The sequence below is a fragment of the Flavobacterium sp. 11 genome (assembly GCF_002754315.1).
GTDB classification, from domain to species: Bacteria; Bacteroidota; Bacteroidia; order Flavobacteriales; family Flavobacteriaceae; genus Flavobacterium; species Flavobacterium algoritolerans.
The window spans coordinates 395,552-413,521 of record NZ_PEFE01000001.1 but is presented as its reverse complement, the minus strand read 5'-3'; the positions used below and the strand labels follow the sequence as shown (position 1 = coordinate 413,521).

Here is a 17,970-nt window from a genome sequence, read left to right as displayed (position 1 = left end):
CTGATAAGAAAACGGTAGTAAAACGGAGATAAAAATTTCCAAAAAAAAACTTCAAAATTTTCTTGCCAGTTAAAAAAGAAGTTGTACTTTTGCACCCGCTTCGAGAAACACTTTAAGTAGTGTTAACGAAGGGAAAAACAAAGAAGAACACGTTCCTAGACATATTGAATTGACAGCCGTTTTGAAAGAGATTTCAAAACAAAAGAATGAGAGTAATAGAATCGAGAGATTTGAAAAAACCACTAGAATTTAGTCGAATAAACAAAGAGAGAAGATTTATCTGATCTCACACAATATACGATGAAGAGTTTGATCCTGGCTCAGGATGAACGCTAGCGGCAGGCTTAACACATGCAAGTCGAGGGGTATAGTTCTTCGGAACTAGAGACCGGCGCACGGGTGCGTAACGCGTATGCAATCTACCTTTCACAGAGGGATAGCCCAGAGAAATTTGGATTAATACCTCATAGTATTATAGAGTGGCATCACTTTATAATTAAAGTCACAACGGTGAAAGATGAGCATGCGTCCCATTAGCTAGTTGGTAAGGTAACGGCTTACCAAGGCAACGATGGGTAGGGGTCCTGAGAGGGAGATCCCCCACACTGGTACTGAGACACGGACCAGACTCCTACGGGAGGCAGCAGTGAGGAATATTGGACAATGGGCGCAAGCCTGATCCAGCCATGCCGCGTGCAGGATGACGGTCCTATGGATTGTAAACTGCTTTTGTACAGGAAGAAACAGTTCTACGTGTAGAACCTTGACGGTACTGTAAGAATAAGGATCGGCTAACTCCGTGCCAGCAGCCGCGGTAATACGGAGGATCCAAGCGTTATCCGGAATCATTGGGTTTAAAGGGTCCGTAGGCGGTTTAGTAAGTCAGTGGTGAAAGCCCATCGCTCAACGGTGGAACGGCCATTGATACTGCTAAACTTGAATTATTAGGAAGTAACTAGAATATGTAGTGTAGCGGTGAAATGCTTAGAGATTACATGGAATACCAATTGCGAAGGCAGGTTACTACTAATGGATTGACGCTGATGGACGAAAGCGTGGGTAGCGAACAGGATTAGATACCCTGGTAGTCCACGCCGTAAACGATGGATACTAGCTGTTGGAAGCAATTTCAGTGGCTAAGCGAAAGTGATAAGTATCCCACCTGGGGAGTACGTTCGCAAGAATGAAACTCAAAGGAATTGACGGGGGCCCGCACAAGCGGTGGAGCATGTGGTTTAATTCGATGATACGCGAGGAACCTTACCAAGGCTTAAATGTAGATTGACCGGTTTGGAAACAGACTTTTCGCAAGACAATTTACAAGGTGCTGCATGGTTGTCGTCAGCTCGTGCCGTGAGGTGTCAGGTTAAGTCCTATAACGAGCGCAACCCCTGTTGTTAGTTGCCAGCGAGTCATGTCGGGAACTCTAACGAGACTGCCAGTGCAAACTGAGAGGAAGGTGGGGATGACGTCAAATCATCACGGCCCTTACGCCTTGGGCTACACACGTGCTACAATGGCCGGTACAGAGAGCAGCCACTGGGTGACCAGGAGCGAATCTATAAAACCGGTCACAGTTCGGATCGGAGTCTGCAACTCGACTCCGTGAAGCTGGAATCGCTAGTAATCGGATATCAGCCATGATCCGGTGAATACGTTCCCGGGCCTTGTACACACCGCCCGTCAAGCCATGGAAGCTGGGGGTGCCTGAAGTCGGTGACCGCAAGGAGCTGCCTAGGGTAAAACTGGTAACTAGGGCTAAGTCGTAACAAGGTAGCCGTACCGGAAGGTGCGGCTGGAACACCTCCTTTCTAGAGCTTTAGTGTTAGCTATATGCACGCTAAAGAAAGAAGACGAAAGTTCAAGTTGGAAGCAAACCCCAACGTTTTATTACTCTTGCTGTTAGTTCAAATAATACCATTTAAGAATAAGAGTGTCTCGTAGCTCAGCTGGTTAGAGTACTACACTGATAATGTAGGGGTCGACAGTTCGAGTCTGTCCGAGACAACTATTTTAGACTTAAATAAAAGAAGAAATTCTAGAGTTGAGGAGTTATGAAATATAAATTCATAATTCATAATTCACAATTCATAATTAGATTGGGGGATTAGCTCAGCTGGCTAGAGCGCCTGCCTTGCACGCAGGAGGTCAACGGTTCGACTCCGTTATTCTCCACTATTCGAGTGAATAGTAAAGAGTAAAAAGTAATTAGTCAAAAACTAATCACTAATTACTAAGGGCTAATCACTAGAAAAAAGTTCATTGACATATTGAGATAAGAAAATAATAAAAAGTAGAAAGCATTTTTACTTGTTTATCATTAGACAAGTAAAGAAACGGTCTCGTTTTAATTAACGAGATTGGTACAATAAGCAAAATAAGGGCGTATGGGGGATGCCTTGGCTCTCAGAGGCGATGAAAGGCGTGATAAGCTGCGAAAAGTTACGGGGATTGGCACACACGATACGATCCGTAAATACCTGAATGGGGCAACCCACTATGTTGAAGACATAGTACACCGATAGGTGGGCAAACCCGCTGAACTGAAACATCTAAGTAGGCGGAGGAGAAGAAAACAAAAGTGATTCCGTAAGTAGTGGCGAGCGAACGCGGATTAGCCCAAACCAATGTTGTTACGGCAATGTTGGGGTTGTAGGACCACGTTATTTGTTGCGGATAGAATTAGAATCTACTGGAAAGTAGAGCCAAAGAAGGTGATAGCCCTGTATAAGTAATAGAAGATAACGATAGTGGTATCCTGAGTAGGGCGGGGCACGTGAAACCCTGTCTGAATTTGGCGGGACCATCCGCTAAGGCTAAATACTCCTGAGAGACCGATAGTGAACCAGTACCGTGAGGGAAAGGTGAAAAGAACCGTGAATAACGGAGTGAAATAGATCCTGAAACCATACGCTTACAAGCGGTCGGAGCCCTTTAGTGGGGTGACGGCGTGCCTTTTGCATAATGAGCCTACGAGTTAACGTTGCTGGCAAGGATAAGTGGTTAAGCCACGGATCCGTAGCGAAAGCGAGTCTGAATAGGGCGCTTTAGTCAGTAGTGTTAGACGCGAAACCGTGTGATCTACCCATGGGCAGGATGAAGCGCTGGTAACACAGTGTGGAGGTCCGAACCGGTTGACGTTGAAAAGTCTTCGGATGACCTGTGGGTAGGGGTGAAAGGCCAATCAAACTCGGAAATAGCTCGTACTCCCCGAAATGCATTTAGGTGCAGCGTTATGCGTAAAGTTATATAGAGGTAGAGCTACTGATTGGATGCGGGGGCTTCACCGCCTACCAATTCCTGACAAACTCCGAATGCTATATAATGTTTCATAACAGTGAGGGCTTGGGTGCTAAGGTCCAAGTCCGAGAGGGAAAGAACCCAGACCATCAGCTAAGGTCCCCAAATATATGTTAAGTTGAAAGAACGAGGTTTGTCTGCCCAGACAGCTAGGATGTTGGCTTGGAAGCAGCCATTCATTTAAAGAGTGCGTAACAGCTCACTAGTCGAGCGGACGAGCATGGATAATAATCGGGCATAAACATATTACCGAAGCTATGGATTTGTAATTTATTACAAGTGGTAGGGGAGCATTCTAACAGGGTAGAAGGTGTGTCGTAAGGCATGCTGGACTGGTTAGAAAAGAAAATGTAGGCATAAGTAACGATAATGCGGGCGAGAAACCCGCACACCGAAAGACTAAGGTTTCCACAGCTATGCTAATCAGCTGTGGGTTAGTCGGGACCTAAGGCGAACCCGAAAGGGACAGTCGATGGACAACGGGTTAATATTCCCGTACTAGTTATTACTGTGATGGGGTGACGGAGTGATGAAAGCGCCGCGAACTGACGGAATAGTTCGTTGAAGTACCTACCTATAAGCTGCGCAGGCAAATCCACGCGGCTTGGGGAAATACGATAGTACTCGGAGTCTTCGGACAAAGAGATAGTGCGCCTAAGGGCTTCCAAGAAAAACCTCTAAACTTCAGGTAATAAGTACCCGTACCGCAAACCGACACAGGTAGTCGAGGAGAGAATCCTAAGGTGCTCGAGAGATTCATGGCTAAGGAATTAGGCAAAATAGACCCGTAACTTCGGGAGAAGGGTCGCCAGCAGCAATGCTGGCCGCAGTGAAGAGGTCCAGGCGACTGTTTATCAAAAACACAGGGCTCTGCAAAATCGTAAGATGAAGTATAGGGCCTGACACCTGCCCGGTGCTGGAAGGTTAAGAGGAGATGTTATCTTCGGAGAAGCATTGAATTGAAGCCCCAGTAAACGGCGGCCGTAACTATAACGGTCCTAAGGTAGCGAAATTCCTTGTCGGGTAAGTTCCGACCTGCACGAATGGTGTAACGATCTGGACACTGTCTCAGCCATGAGCTCGGTGAAATTGTAGTAGCGGTGAAGATGCCGCTTACCCGCAGTGGGACGAAAAGACCCTGTGCACCTTTACTATAGCTTAGTATTGACCTTGGATAAATGATGTGTAGGATAGGTTGGAGACTGTGAAGTGGCGTCGCTAGGCGTTGTGGAGTCATTGTTGAAATACAACCCTTTGTTTATCTGAGGCCTAACCCCGCTTTGCGGGGGACATTGCTTGGTGGGTAGTTTGACTGGGGTGGTCGCCTCCAAAAGAGTAACGGAGGCTTCTAAAGGTTCCCTCAGTACGCTTGGTAACCGTGCGTAGAGTGCAATGGCATAAGGGAGCTTGACTGAGAGACATACAGGTCGATCAGGTACGAAAGTAGAGCATAGTGATCCGGTGGTTCCGCATGGAAGGGCCATCGCTCAAAGGATAAAAGGTACGCCGGGGATAACAGGCTGATCTCCCCCAAGAGCTCATATCGACGGGGGGGTTTGGCACCTCGATGTCGGCTCGTCACATCCTGGGGCTGGAGAAGGTCCCAAGGGTTGGGCTGTTCGCCCATTAAAGTGGCACGCGAGCTGGGTTCAGAACGTCGTGAGACAGTTCGGTCTCTATCTACTGTGGGCGCAAGAAATTTGAGTGGATCTGATTCTAGTACGAGAGGACCGAATTGGACAAACCTCTAGTGTATCTGTTGTCACGCCAGTGGCATCGCAGAGTAGCTACGTTTGGAAGGGATAAGCGCTGAAAGCATATAAGCGCGAAACCCACCACAAGATGAGATTTCTTTTAAGGGTCGTGGGAGATGACCACGTTGATAGGCTATAGATGTAAAGGCAGTAATGTCATAGTCGAGTAGTACTAATAACCCGTAAGCTTATGTACGCTTTTCTCCCGTCTTTCGGGACGGGAGAAGAAACTTTCTAATACTTTTTATTTTCTTTATCTCAGTATGTTAAGATATTATGTAATTAATTATCAATGATAAATTGTTAATTGTTACAATAATTGCCCAAAGCAATTATAACCTCTTAAGGTGGTTATTGCGGCGGGGCTCACCTCTTCCCATCCCGAACAGAGTAGTTAAGCCCGCCTGCGCAGATGGTACTGCAGTTATGTGGGAGAGTATGTCGTCGCCTTTCTTTGAAGAATCCTCATCATTTATTTGATGAGGATTTTTTGTTTTAAAGCGGTGAGATGTGTTTGGTTAACACCTCGACTCGACGCCTTTCTTTAATCTGAACTTGTTTTGGATTCTTTTAAATCCTAATCATGTATGTGATGAGGGTTTTTAGTGTTTGATAAGGTTGAGTTTTTATAAACTATTCAAATAGGTATGAAGATTATAGCTATTTAATCTCTTTATTTTTAAATAGTTAAATTTTTATTAAAATTTGATTTGTTCATTGGAAATAAAAGAATACTTTTAGTGATTAGAAATATTATACTGTTATATATTAACTACAAAAATCAGTTTATGAAGAAAAAATTACTTTTATTTTTACTATTTCATTTATTATTTGGGTTTACATTAAGTTCGAAAAATTTAAAGGATCTTGTGAAATTACATGATGTGAATTTTGATGTTTCTTCAAAATTGATTTCTGCAGATACAATAAAAAAAAATAAAAAATCATTAAGGATTTCAAAAACCAAAGCTGTTTTACCACCACCTTCAACTACTGCTGGTAGTTCTTGTGGTGATGGTGTTAGTTTAATGCAGGTAAATGTTTACGCATTTGGAGCTAATGGTACAGAAACTATTGAATGGTTTACTTCTCAAACATCAACAACCCCTATTTACACTGGAACTATTTACAGTCCAAGTATTAGTTCAACTAGAACGTATTATGTGCGTAGTAGGTCAGGAAGTGATATTAGTACACGTGTACCGGTCGTAGCATCAATTTATGTAGCGCCTTCAGCGGTTACTTTGACAGCTTCTCCACCAAATAATACAACAAGTCCTTTATGTTTAGGAACACCAGTTACTTTTACTGCTTCAGGTGGAGCAGATTTATTCGAGTTTTCTGTTGATGGTGTTGTTATGCAAGGCATGTCAACAAATAGAATGTTTACAACTAATGCTTTAACTGATGGTCAAGTTGTTAAAGTAAGGACTAGATATGCAGTTACTATGGATGGATCTATTACTGAGACATCATGGGGAACGGGAGCTTTAGAGGATAACTTTCTTTCCGCTCCATTATCTGCGAATGCTTCAACAGGATATTTAAATTCTTTAAAAATAAGTGCTTTAGAAGATAAGGTAGTTTTAGGGATTGCTGGTAAAGTTTTAAATAATAGAAGTATTTTGTTGTTTCTTGATACTAAAAATGGAGGATTTAATGTTTCAAATTATGGTGATGAAGCAGGTTCTGATCCATTAGTTAGAGCCTTTAATATTTTTAATAATAATCCTAGTACTTTCGATTCTTATTTTCAGGCTGATTATTGTTTAGTTATTTCTACAGATGCAGCCGAAACGAATTATTATGCTAATGTTATTGAATTAAGAACAGGCACTTCAGTTAAAACTTATTTAGGAAGTGCTGCGACAGGTATTCCTTCAGCAGTAATGGGTGTTAATAAAAATAATAGTGGGATTAATGATTATAATCTTGGTTTTGAAGTAGAAGTTTTAAAATCTCTTATTGGTTATACAACAGGAGATATTAAGTTTTTTGCTTTGACAATGAATGACAAAGAAGATGGTAGTCAGTCGGTTACTAATTCATTTTTGAGTCCGGAAAGAACTAGTAATTTAGATTATGGGATTGCTGCCATAGATTATAATCTTAAAGATCCAAATCCTGTAGTTGTTGCTTCAGCTGCATTAACACCTTGTTATTCAGAGGCAAATATTACGATGAATTTTGTTTCAATCCCTACAACGGCCAGCATTACACAACCAACATGTGCTTTGCAAACCGGAACTATTGTAATTGCAACACAACCAGGGGTTGAATATAGTATAAATGGTACTGTTTATCAGGATTCTAATACATTTTCGGGATTAGTACCTGGGAATTATACCTTATATGTTAGAAATAAATTAGATAATTCTTGTGTGCTTTCATCAGCTACTCCTGCAGTTGTTAATGCAATTCCAACTCCTCCAGTGGTTCCAACAACGGCAAACGTTATTCAACCTACATGTGCTACGCCATCTGGAAGTTTAGTTATAACAACGCAAACTGGAGTAGAGTATAGTTTGGATGGTACGACCTACCAATCTTCAAATACTTTTACGGGATTAGTTCCAGGAGGTTATACATTATATGTTAGAAATATAGCCGATAATACGTGTACCGCTTCATCTGGATCAGTATCAACAATTAATGCAGTTCCAACTCCACCAGCAGTTCCAACAACGATGAGTGTTACTCAACCAACGTGTGGAACACCATCTGGAAGTATCGTTATAACGGCACAAGCAGGAGTAGAATATAGTTTGGATGGGATAACCTATCAAGCTTCAAATACTTTCAATGGACTAGCTCCGGGGTCTTATACTTTGTATGTTAGAAATACAGCGGATACTACTTGCGTAGTTTCATCAGCGTCACCAACAGTAATTGATGTAGTTCCAACTCCTCCTGTAGTTCCAACTACAGTAAGTGTTACACAACCAACGTGTGGAACACCATCTGGAAGTATCGTAATAACGACACAAGCAGGAGTAATGTATAGTTTGGACGGCACAACGTATCAAGCTTCAAATACTTTCAATGGATTAGCTTCTGGTAATTATACTTTGTATGTTAGGAATACAGCTGATAATACCTGTGTGACTCCATCTGGGGCAGCAATAACAATTAATACAGTTCCTATTCCTCCTGTAGTTCCAACAACAGCGAGCGTTGTTCAGCCTACTTGTGGAACACCAACAGGAAGCATTACCATAACAACACAATCTGGGGTAGAGTATAGTTTGGATGGTGTAACATATCAAGCTTCGAATGTTTTCTCAGGATTAGCTCCAAGTACTACTTATACTCTTTATGTTAGAAATACAGCAGACAATACTTGTGTAACTTCTTCCGGGTCAGTAACAACAATTAATGCAATTCCAAACCCTCCAGCAGTTCCTACATCGGCTAGCGTTACTCAGCCAACATGTGGTACACCATCTGGAAGTATTACTATAACAGCACAATCTGGGGTAGCGTATAGTTTAGATGGTATAACCTATCAAGCTTCAAATGTTTTCAGCGGATTAGCTCCGGGTAATTACACTTTGTATGTTAGAAATATAGCGGACAATACTTGCGTAACTTCGTCTGGGTCATCAACAACAATTAATGCAATTCCAACTCCACCTGTAGTTCCAACTACAGCAAGTGTTACTCAACCTACGTGTGGTACTCCATCAGGAAGTATTAGCATAACAACACAAACAGGAGTAATGTATAGTTTGGACGGCACAATGTATCAAGCTTCAAATGATTTCAGCGGATTAGCTCCGGGTAATTATACTTTGTATGTTAGAAATACAGCTGATAATACCTGTGTGACTCCATCTGTGTCTTCAATAACCATTAATGCGATTCCAATTCCTCCACTAGTTCCAACAACAGCAAGTGTTGTTCAACCTACTTGTGGAACACCAACAGGAAGTATTACCATAACAACACAAACTGGAGTAGAGTACAGTTTGAATGGTACAACGTATCAGGCTTCTAATGTTTTCTCAGGATTAGCTCCAAGTACTACTTATACATTATACGTTAGAAATACAGCGGACAATACTTGTATAACTTCTTCCGGGTCAGTAACAACAATTAATGCAATTCCAAACCCTCCAGCAGTTCCTACATCGGCAAGCGTTACTCAGCCAACATGTGGTACGCCATCGGGAAGTATTACCATAACAGCACAATCTGGGGTAGCGTATAGTTTAGATGGTATAACCTACCAAGCTTCAAATACTTTCACAGGATTAGCTCCGGGTAATTACACTTTGTATGTTAGAAATACTGCTGATACTACTTGTGTAACTTCATCGTCTTCAGCAACAACAATTAATGCAATTCCAATTCCTCCAGTAGTTCCAACTACGGCAAGTGTTACTCAACCAACGTGTGGAACACCATCAGGAAGCATTACCATAACTACACAAACAGGTGTAGAATATAGTTTGAATGGTACAACGTATCAAGCTTCAAATGCTTTTAGCGGATTGGCTCCGGGTGCTTATATTTTGTATGTTAGAAATATTGCTGACAATACTTGTATAACTCCATCTGGATCTCCAATAACGATTAATGCAATTCCAACTCCTCCATTAGTTCCAACAACAGTAAGTTTAGTTCAGCCTACCTGTGGTATACCATCAGGAAGTATTACAATAACAACACAAACTGGAGTAGAATACAGTTTGAATGGTACAACATATCAAGCTTCAAATACGTTCACAGGATTAGTTCCTGGAACTTATACATTATATGTTAGAAATACAGCCGATAACACTTGTGTAACTTCATCTGGATCTGTAACAACAATTAATGCAATTCCAACTCCACCAGTAGTTCCAACAACGGCAAGTGTAACTCAACCTACGTGTGGAATGCCATTAGGAAGCATTACCATAACAGCACAAACAGGGGTAGAATATAGTTTGAATGGTACAACGTATCAAGCTTCAAATCTCTTCACAGGATTGGCTCCAGGAACTACTTATACTTTGTATGTAAGAAATCTTTCTGATCCTACTTGTGTCACTTCTTCGGCATCAACAACAACAATTAATCCTATACAAGTAGTGCTAGTGCCAACAGCAGTTAGCGTGGTACAACCAACATGTGCTGTGCAATCAGGAACTATTGTAATAACTACACAACCTGGAGTTGCGTATAGTTTAAATGGTTTAACGTATCAGGCTTCAAATACATTTGCAGGATTGGCTCCGGGTAATTATACCTTGTATGTAAGAAACACAGCTGATATTAGCTGTTTAAATACATCAACATCTGCGGTAACGATTAATGCAATTCCAACTCCTCCCGTAGTTCCAACAACTTCTAGCGTTGTTCAGCCAACATGTTCCGTTACATCTGGGACTATTGTAATAGCAGCTCAATCTGGAGTCGAATATAGTTTGAATGGAACAACCTATCAAGCTTCAAATACATTTACAGGATTAGCTCCAAATAATTATATATTATATGTTAGAAATATTGCGGACAATACATGTTCAGTTCAAAGTCTGACAAGTGTAACTATTAATCCACTTCCTTTATTACCGTCAACTCCAACTTTGGTTCAAGTTGTACAACCAACATGTTTAGTACCATCAGGAAGCATTACAATTAGTACTCAAGCAAACGTTCAGTACAGTTTAGGTAATGGTTATCAAAACAGCAATGTGTTTAATAATTTGGCGCCAGGGAAATATACAATGAGTGTGCGATTTACAAATAGTATTGCCTGTATAACTATAGGTGCTGAAATAACTATAAACGCGATTCCTCCACAAATTCAATTTGAAACAATAGGTGATTGCGAAAATAAAGAATATGTTATAACAGCAAATCCACTATTAGGCTCATATGATCCAAACAATGTGTCTTACCAATGGAAGGATAATACTGGAGCTCCTATCGGAACTAATTCAAATGTGTTAAACGTAACTGATGTGATAGCATCAACTCCAAGCGGACAAGTAGTGTTCCCTGTAACATATACCCTTACTGTAACTTCTACGAATACGGGTTGTGAAACATCAAATAATGTAGTTATAGAGTCTGTTTATTGTAATATCCAAAAAGGAATTTCCCCTGATGGGAACGGTTCAAATGACTTCTTTGATTTAAGATTGATGGATGTTAAAAAACTGGAAATATTTAATAGATATGGTATCAAGGTTTACAATCAGACCAATTATACAGACCAATGGAAAGGTCAGTCAAACAAAGGAGAAGATCTTCCAAGTGCTACCTATTATTATGTGATAGAATTTAATAGTGGAGAACCAAAAACAGGTTGGATTTATTTAATCAGAGAAAAACAGTAATTAATATATTTATTTGTCTGTAAATTTTTAAATAGACCAATAAACCGAAAAATAAATAGATATGAACAAAAAAATATTGATGTCTCTTTTAATTCTTATTGCCTATATGGATGTAAAAGCGCAACAAGACCCACATTATACTCAGTACATGTATAATATGAATGTTATTAATCCAGCCTATGCAGGTTCTAATGAGAGTATTTCTTTTGGTCTTTTATATAGAAAACAATGGGTAAACATTGAAGATTCACCAGCTTCATTTACTTTCGCAGGTCATACTCCAGCGGGAAAGAATGTAGGTGTTGGTCTATCATTTATATCAGATAAGATTGGACCGGTAACAGAGCAAAATGTATTTGGAGACTTCTCTTATACTTTGAAATTAGGAGACACACAAAGATTGGCATTTGGTTTAAAAGCTGGAGTCTCTTTTCACAAAGTAGGGCTCAGGGATATTCAATCCAGTTTGCCAGACCCTAATGAAGGTATTTTTGGAGAAGATATCAACGATACATCATTTAATTTAGGATCAGGGTTGTTTTATTACACAGACAAATATTACGTATCTTTTTCGATTCCAAATATGATTAAATCAGCGCACTTAGATTATAATGGACGTGAATATGGTTCAGATGTGTCTCACTATTTTTTAACCGCAGGTTATGTTTTTGATCTTAATTATGAATTGAAATTCAAGCCTTCGTTAATGTTAAAATCGGCGTTTAATGTATCTCCGTCTTTAGATGTTTCCGCCAATTTTTTATATCAAGAAAAATTTGAGATTGGAGCAACTTATAGATTGGAAGACAGTTTTGGCGGAATGGTCAATTTTGCTATCACACCTGAATTAAGAATTGGGTATGCTTACGATCATATTATTTCAGATTTGAAAGTAACTTCTCCATCATCACATGAATTCATATTGTTATATGATTTATTTGAATCGAAAAAAGTTTCACGTTCTCCTAGATTTTTCTAAAATTTAATTTTTATAATTAATGAAAAAAAATACACTTTTACTGTTTTTTGTGCTGGCAGGTTTCTCACTTTGCGCACAAAATAAAGAGACTAAAAATGCAGATAAATTATTTGAAAGCTACGATTATGTTGAAGCTGTTGAAGGATATCTAGCTTTAGTTGAAAAAGGAAATACAGATGCTTATGTGACTAAACAACTTGGTGATAGTTATTATTATATGCACAATACCGTAGAATCCGAAAAATGGTACGCCAAAGCTGTACAAACAAAACAAGATGCAGAAACGTATTATAGATACGCTCAAATGTTGAAATCTAACGGTAAATACGCGGAGTCTAATGCTCAAATGAAAACATTTTCAGCTTTAGTACCAGACGATCAGAGAGCTAAACAATTCAATAAGAATCCAAATTACCTTTCGGAGCTATTGAATAAAGAAAAACTTTTTGTTGTAGATAAAATTTCAGTTAATTCTCAAAGATCAGATTTTGGAGCAAGTCTTTATGGAGATATACTCTATTTTGCAAGTGCCAGAAATGAAAGCAATAAAATATACGGTTGGAATAACGAACCTTATTTAGACATTTATCAGTCTACTTATAATGCTGATGGAAGCTATTCAGAGCCAATTCCTGTAGATGAATTAAACAGTAGGTTTCATGAAGGTCCTGTTACAATGACCAAAGACGGTAATGTTGTTTATTTTTCAAGCGAAAGTTTCAAAGATAAATTATTCGAGAAAGATAAAACACACAAGCTGAAATTTGGTCAAGTGAATCTTTACAAAGCTGTTAAAGAAAACGGTAAATGGGGATCTATTACTCCACTGCCATTCAATAGTAAAAGTTATTCTATGGGGAATCCATCTATAGATGCAGATGGGAAGGTTCTTTATTTTGCTTCTAATATGTCTGGTTCTGTAGGAGGAACTGATATTTGGAAAGTAACAGTGAATAATGATGGAACATATGGCGTGCCAGAAAATCTAGGGAATAAAATTAATACAGCTGGTGACGAGAATTTTCCTTTTGTAACAGAGGATGCTATTTTATATTTTTCTTCAAACGGCTTGACTGGTTTTGGAAGCTTAGATGTTTTTTCTGTTGATTTAAATAAAGATGAGGAACCATATAACATTGGAAAACCTGTAAATACGGAGAAAGATGATTTTGCTTTTACATTTAATAAAGAAAAAAATATTGGTTATTTATCCAGTAATCGTAGTGGTGTAGACCATATCTATAGTTCTATTCCAGTATGTAAAGGGCAGATTCTTAGTGTGGTAAAAAATGCCAAAACTGGAGAGTTATTAGCTAATTCTAAAGTTGTTATTTTAGATGCGACTAACACAGTTTTAGATACTCAAATGTCTAATATGAATGGAGAAGTTCTTTATGACGTAGAATGTCAGAAGCCATATACTATAGAAGTTTTTAAAGATGGTTATGTTTCAAAATCTTTTCCTGTAGCTAAAATTAGTGAAGGGAAAGTTACCGTTGATGCAGTAATTGATCCAATTGAAGTTATAATTACTGAAACCGAAATTATTTTAAATCCTATTTATTTCGAATACAACAAAAGCAATATAACTAAGAATGGTGCTGCAGAACTTGATAAATTGGTTTATGTAATGTCTCAAAATGATAAACTGAAAATTTATGTTAAGGCACATACTGATTCTAGAGGTACTGATGAATTTAACTTAGATCTTTCTGAGAGAAGAGCAAATGCTACTGTAGCATACATTATTTCAAAAGGAATTAGTGGTGATAAAATAACTGGAAAAGGTTTTGGCGAATCAGAATTTAAAGTGGATTGTCAGGAAAATTGTACCGAAGAAGAACATGCCTTAAACAGACGTTCTGAGTTCATGATTGTGAAATAAGCTTCTTATAATAGTAAATATTAAAAAACAGGATGCCGTAGAGCATCCTGTTTTTTGTTTAATATAATATTTTTTAATTAACCGTGAATCGTTTCTTGTTTACCATAATTCGTGATAATCGAAGTTTCAAATTCAATCCATTCCTTCCAGCGTTTGTCTACATCAATGTTGTCAGCATATTTTCGAGCGAAACCCAAGAAAGTGGTATAGTGTCCCGCTTCGGAAATCATGAGGTCTCTGTAAAAAGTGGCTAATTCGACATCTTTTATGTTTTCTGATAAAACTTTAAACCGCTCACAACTTCTGGCTTCAATCATAGCTGAAAATAACAATCGATCACAAAGAGCATCTTTTCGGCTGCCATCTTTTTTCATAAATTTAAAAAGTTCATTTACATAATGATCTTTCCTTTCTCTGCCTAAAGTCAGTCCTTTGCTTTTGATTAAATTATGAACTAATTGCAAGTGATCTAATTCTTCTTTTGCAATAATCAGCATCTCGGTTACTAATTCTTCCAATTCGGAGTTATAAGTAACCAGACTTATCGCATTTGATGCTGCCTTTTGTTCACACCAAGCATGATCCGTCAAGATTTCTTCTATATTCGATTCGACTATATTTACCCAACGAGGGTCTGTGGCTAATTTTAATCCTAACATGATACTGAAATTTATTTAGAACAAAATTAGTGTTTTCTAATCTATTTTTTGTCCAAATGACGGGATTGAACACAAAATAGCATTATTTTGCAATTGAAATTTATAATAATATGAATCAGGTTCAAAAGCTTTTAATTATTGGTTTTGTTTGGCCGGAGCCAAATTCGTCCGCAGCAGGAGGAAGGATGATGCAGCTGATTTCACTTTTTAAAGCACAAGGTTTTAGCATTACGTTTGCCAGTCCTGCGCAAAACAGTGATTTTATGGTTGATTTAGGCGAATATGAGGTGGATAAAAAATCAATCGAACTGAACAATTCCAGTTTTGATATTTTTGTAAAAGAACTGAATCCAGCTGTAGTTTTGTTTGATCGTTTTATGATGGAGGAGCAATTTGGTTGGCGTGTAGCTGAAAATTGCCCTGATGCGTTGCGAATATTAGATACTGAAGATTTACATTGTTTGCGATTGGCTCGCCAGAAAGCGTTTAAGGAAAATCGTTCTTTTAGTACAACTGATTTATTTGTAGAAGAGGTTGCGAAACGTGAAATTGCCAGTATTTTACGTTGTGATTTGTCTTTAATGATTTCCGAATTTGAAATGGAATTATTAGAATCTACATTCAAAATAGATAAAGCATTATTGTATTATTTGCCTTTTCTATTGGAACCAATCTTGAGTTCTGAAATAGAGGAACTGCCTTCTTTCGAAAATCGAAAAAACTTTATTTTTATCGGAAATTTTCTTCATGAGCCCAATTGGAATGCGGTTCAGTATTTAAAGGAAACGATTTGGCCTTTAATAAAAAAGCAAGTGCCAGAATCTGTTTTGAACGTATATGGTGCTTATCCTTCACAAAAAGTAATGCAATTGAATAATGGCAAAGATAGTTTTTTAATTATGGGACGAGCTAGCAACGCTCAAGACGTAGTTAAGGAAGCGCGAGTTGTTTTGGCTCCTTTGCGTTTTGGAGCCGGTATTAAAGGGAAGTTATTGGAAGCGATGCAATGTGGAACGCCAAGCGTAACGACTACTATTGGTTCAGAATCCATGCACGGGGATTTGCCTTGGAATGGCTTTATTACGGATGATGTAGCTGATTTTGTCGATGCAGCAGTACAATTGTATCTAGACAAAACAGTTTGGGTTAAAGCCCAAAAAAACGGAATTGAGATTGTCAATCAACGATATTCTAAAGGTTTGTTCGAAACTGACTTTAGTACTAAAATAGAATTTTTACGAACTAATTTTGAGCAACATCGGTTGAGCAATTTTATGGGAGCTATGTTGCAACATCATACTTTAAAAAGTACCAAATATATGTCTCGTTGGATTGAGGAGAAGAATAAATAAAAAATCCCGTCAAGTTTTTGAAACAAGACGGGATTTGTATTTTAAGAACCAAGTTATTACGCAAGCATTGTAACTGGGTTTTCTATAAATTGTTTCAATGTTTGTAAAAATTGAGCTCCAGTTGCACCATCAATTGTTCTGTGGTCGCAAGCTAAAGATAACATCATTGTGTTTCCTACGACAATCTGACCATTTTTCACAACCGGTTTTTCTACAATAGCTCCTACGGATAGGATAGCAGAATTAGGTTGATTGATGATAGAGTTGAATTCTGTAATACCAAACATTCCAAGATTAGAAACTGTAAAAGTACTTCCTTCCATTTCTGTAGGCAATAATTTTTTGTTTTTAGCTCTTCCTGCAAGATCTCTAACGCTTCCGCCAATTTGAGATAAACTCATAGCATCTGTAAAACGTAATACAGGAACTACTAATCCGTCTTCAACAGCTACAGCAACTCCAATATTCACGTGATGGTTGATGATGATAGCATCTTCTCTCCATTGAGAATTTATTTTTGGATGTTTTTTCAATGCTAATGCACACGCTTTTATCACCATATCGTTGAATGATACTTTTGTATCAGGAACGCTGTTAATGATAGCTCTTGATTTCATTGCTTCGTCCATAGTTACCTCAATTACTAAGTTGTAATGTGGAGCAGTGAATAAAGACTCTGCTAAACGTTTTGCAATGATTTTTCGCATTTGCGAATTTTTGATTTCTTCTGTGAAAACTTCTCCTGCAGGTACAAATGGTTTTGCAGCAGCTACAGTTTCTGCTTTGGCTGGAGCAGCACTTGTCGGTGCTGGAGCAGCGCTAGTTTGTGGTGTGAAGTTTTCGATATCGCTTTTTACAATACGTCCGTTTTCACCAGAACCTTTTACTTGAGTCAATTGAATTCCTTTGTCACTTGCAATTTTCTTTGCCAATGGTGATGCTAAAATTCGTTGACCGTCAGTTGATGGTTCTTGAACGATTGGTTCCGAAGCTTTTTCTGTTGAAGCAACTTCTTTTTCTTCTGCTACGGCAGGAGCTGCTTGTGGCGCTCCGCCAGTTTTATAATTTTCAGCAATTCCGCTGATATCAGTTCCTGCAGGTCCAATGATTGCCAAAAGACTATCAACTGGTGCAGTATTTCCTTCTTCGATTCCTACGTATAATAAAGTTCCTTCGTTGAAAGATTCGAATTCCATTGTTGCTTTGTCGGTTTCGATTTCAGCAAGAATGTCTCCTTCGCTTACTTTATCACCTACTTTTTTCAACCAGGTAGCTACTGTTCCTTCTGTCATGGTGTCGCTTAAACGAGGCATCGTGATAACTACAACTCCTTTTGGTAATGAAGCTGTAGCAGGTGCTGCGGCTTTTGTAACTTCTGGAGTAGTTGCTGTTTCTTCAGTAACTTTTGTTTCTTCTTTAGCTGGAGCTGCATCAGCTGGTTTTCCTGCTAATAATGCCGAAATATCCTCGCCTTCTTTTCCTATAATTGCTAATAAAGAGTCAACCGGTGCAGTTTCACCAGCAGGGATTCCTATGTGTAAAAGTGTTCCTTCGTTGAAAGACTCAAATTCCATTGTTGCTTTGTCAGTTTCAATTTCTGCAAGGATATCACCTTCGCTTACTTTATCACCTACTTTTTTTAGCCAAGTCGCTACCGTTCCTTCCGTCATCGTATCGCTCAAACGAGGCATTGTAATTATTGTTGCCATAATTGA

General features: G+C 38.8%; 6 protein-coding genes, 2 tRNA genes and 3 rRNA genes. 9 read left to right on the top strand and 2 right to left on the bottom strand.

Going from position 1 to position 17,970, the window contains the following annotated elements; translation table 11 throughout:
- Nucleotides 1–297 precede the first annotated feature (297 nt).
- From CLV00_RS01830 to CLV00_RS01795, 8 genes are all read left to right on the top strand, one after another.
- Nucleotides 298–1,811, top strand: a 16S ribosomal RNA gene (locus tag CLV00_RS01830).
- A 123-nt stretch (nt 1,812–1,934) separates the two neighbouring features.
- Nucleotides 1,935–2,008: transfer RNA gene (locus CLV00_RS01825), tRNA-Ile, on the top strand.
- Nucleotides 2,009–2,101: 93 nt separating this feature from the next.
- Nucleotides 2,102–2,175 (top strand) — tRNA-Ala (locus tag CLV00_RS01820).
- Between the two features lie 191 nt (nt 2,176–2,366).
- A 23S ribosomal RNA gene (locus CLV00_RS01815) occupies nt 2,367–5,250 on the top strand.
- Nucleotides 5,251–5,397: 147 nt separating this feature from the next.
- Nucleotides 5,398–5,507 (top strand): 5S ribosomal RNA (rrf, locus tag CLV00_RS01810).
- Together the 16S, 23S and 5S rRNA genes with 2 tRNA genes alongside form the textbook arrangement of a ribosomal RNA operon.
- Nucleotides 5,508–5,842: 335 nt before the next feature.
- Nucleotides 5,843–11,380, top strand: coding sequence for a gliding motility-associated C-terminal domain-containing protein (locus tag CLV00_RS01805; protein ID WP_099713547.1), 5,538 nt, complete (start codon nt 5,843–5,845; stop codon nt 11,378–11,380).
- A gap of 61 nt (nt 11,381–11,441) precedes the next feature.
- A complete protein-coding gene (locus tag CLV00_RS01800) occupies nt 11,442–12,359 on the top strand; it encodes a type IX secretion system membrane protein PorP/SprF (protein WP_099713546.1) in 918 nt (305 codons plus the stop codon).
- Nucleotides 12,360–12,378: 19 nt separating this feature from the next.
- Entirely contained in the window at nt 12,379–14,244 is a 1,866-nt protein-coding gene (locus CLV00_RS01795) for an OmpA family protein (protein WP_099713545.1), read from the top strand.
- A 77-nt stretch (nt 14,245–14,321) separates the two neighbouring features.
- Here the strand turns inward: CLV00_RS01795 and CLV00_RS01790 are convergent, their stop codons facing one another.
- The gene (locus CLV00_RS01790; RefSeq protein WP_099713544.1) at nt 14,322–14,903 is read right to left on the bottom strand and encodes a tRNA-(ms[2]io[6]A)-hydroxylase; all 582 of its coding nucleotides are present in this window, start codon (nt 14,901–14,903) and stop codon (nt 14,322–14,324) included.
- 110 nt (nt 14,904–15,013) lie between these two features.
- Here CLV00_RS01790 and CLV00_RS01785 point away from each other — a divergent pair, with 110 nt between their 5' ends.
- Nucleotides 15,014–16,255, top strand: a complete 1,242-nt coding sequence (locus CLV00_RS01785; RefSeq protein WP_099713543.1) for a glycosyltransferase — start codon at nt 15,014–15,016, stop codon at nt 16,253–16,255.
- A gap of 56 nt (nt 16,256–16,311) precedes the next feature.
- Here CLV00_RS01785 and CLV00_RS01780 read toward each other — a convergent pair whose 3' ends face one another.
- Nucleotides 16,312–17,964, bottom strand: coding sequence for a pyruvate dehydrogenase complex dihydrolipoamide acetyltransferase (locus CLV00_RS01780; RefSeq protein WP_099713542.1), 1,653 nt, complete (start codon nt 17,962–17,964; stop codon nt 16,312–16,314).
- Nucleotides 17,965–17,970: the final 6 nt, after the last annotated feature.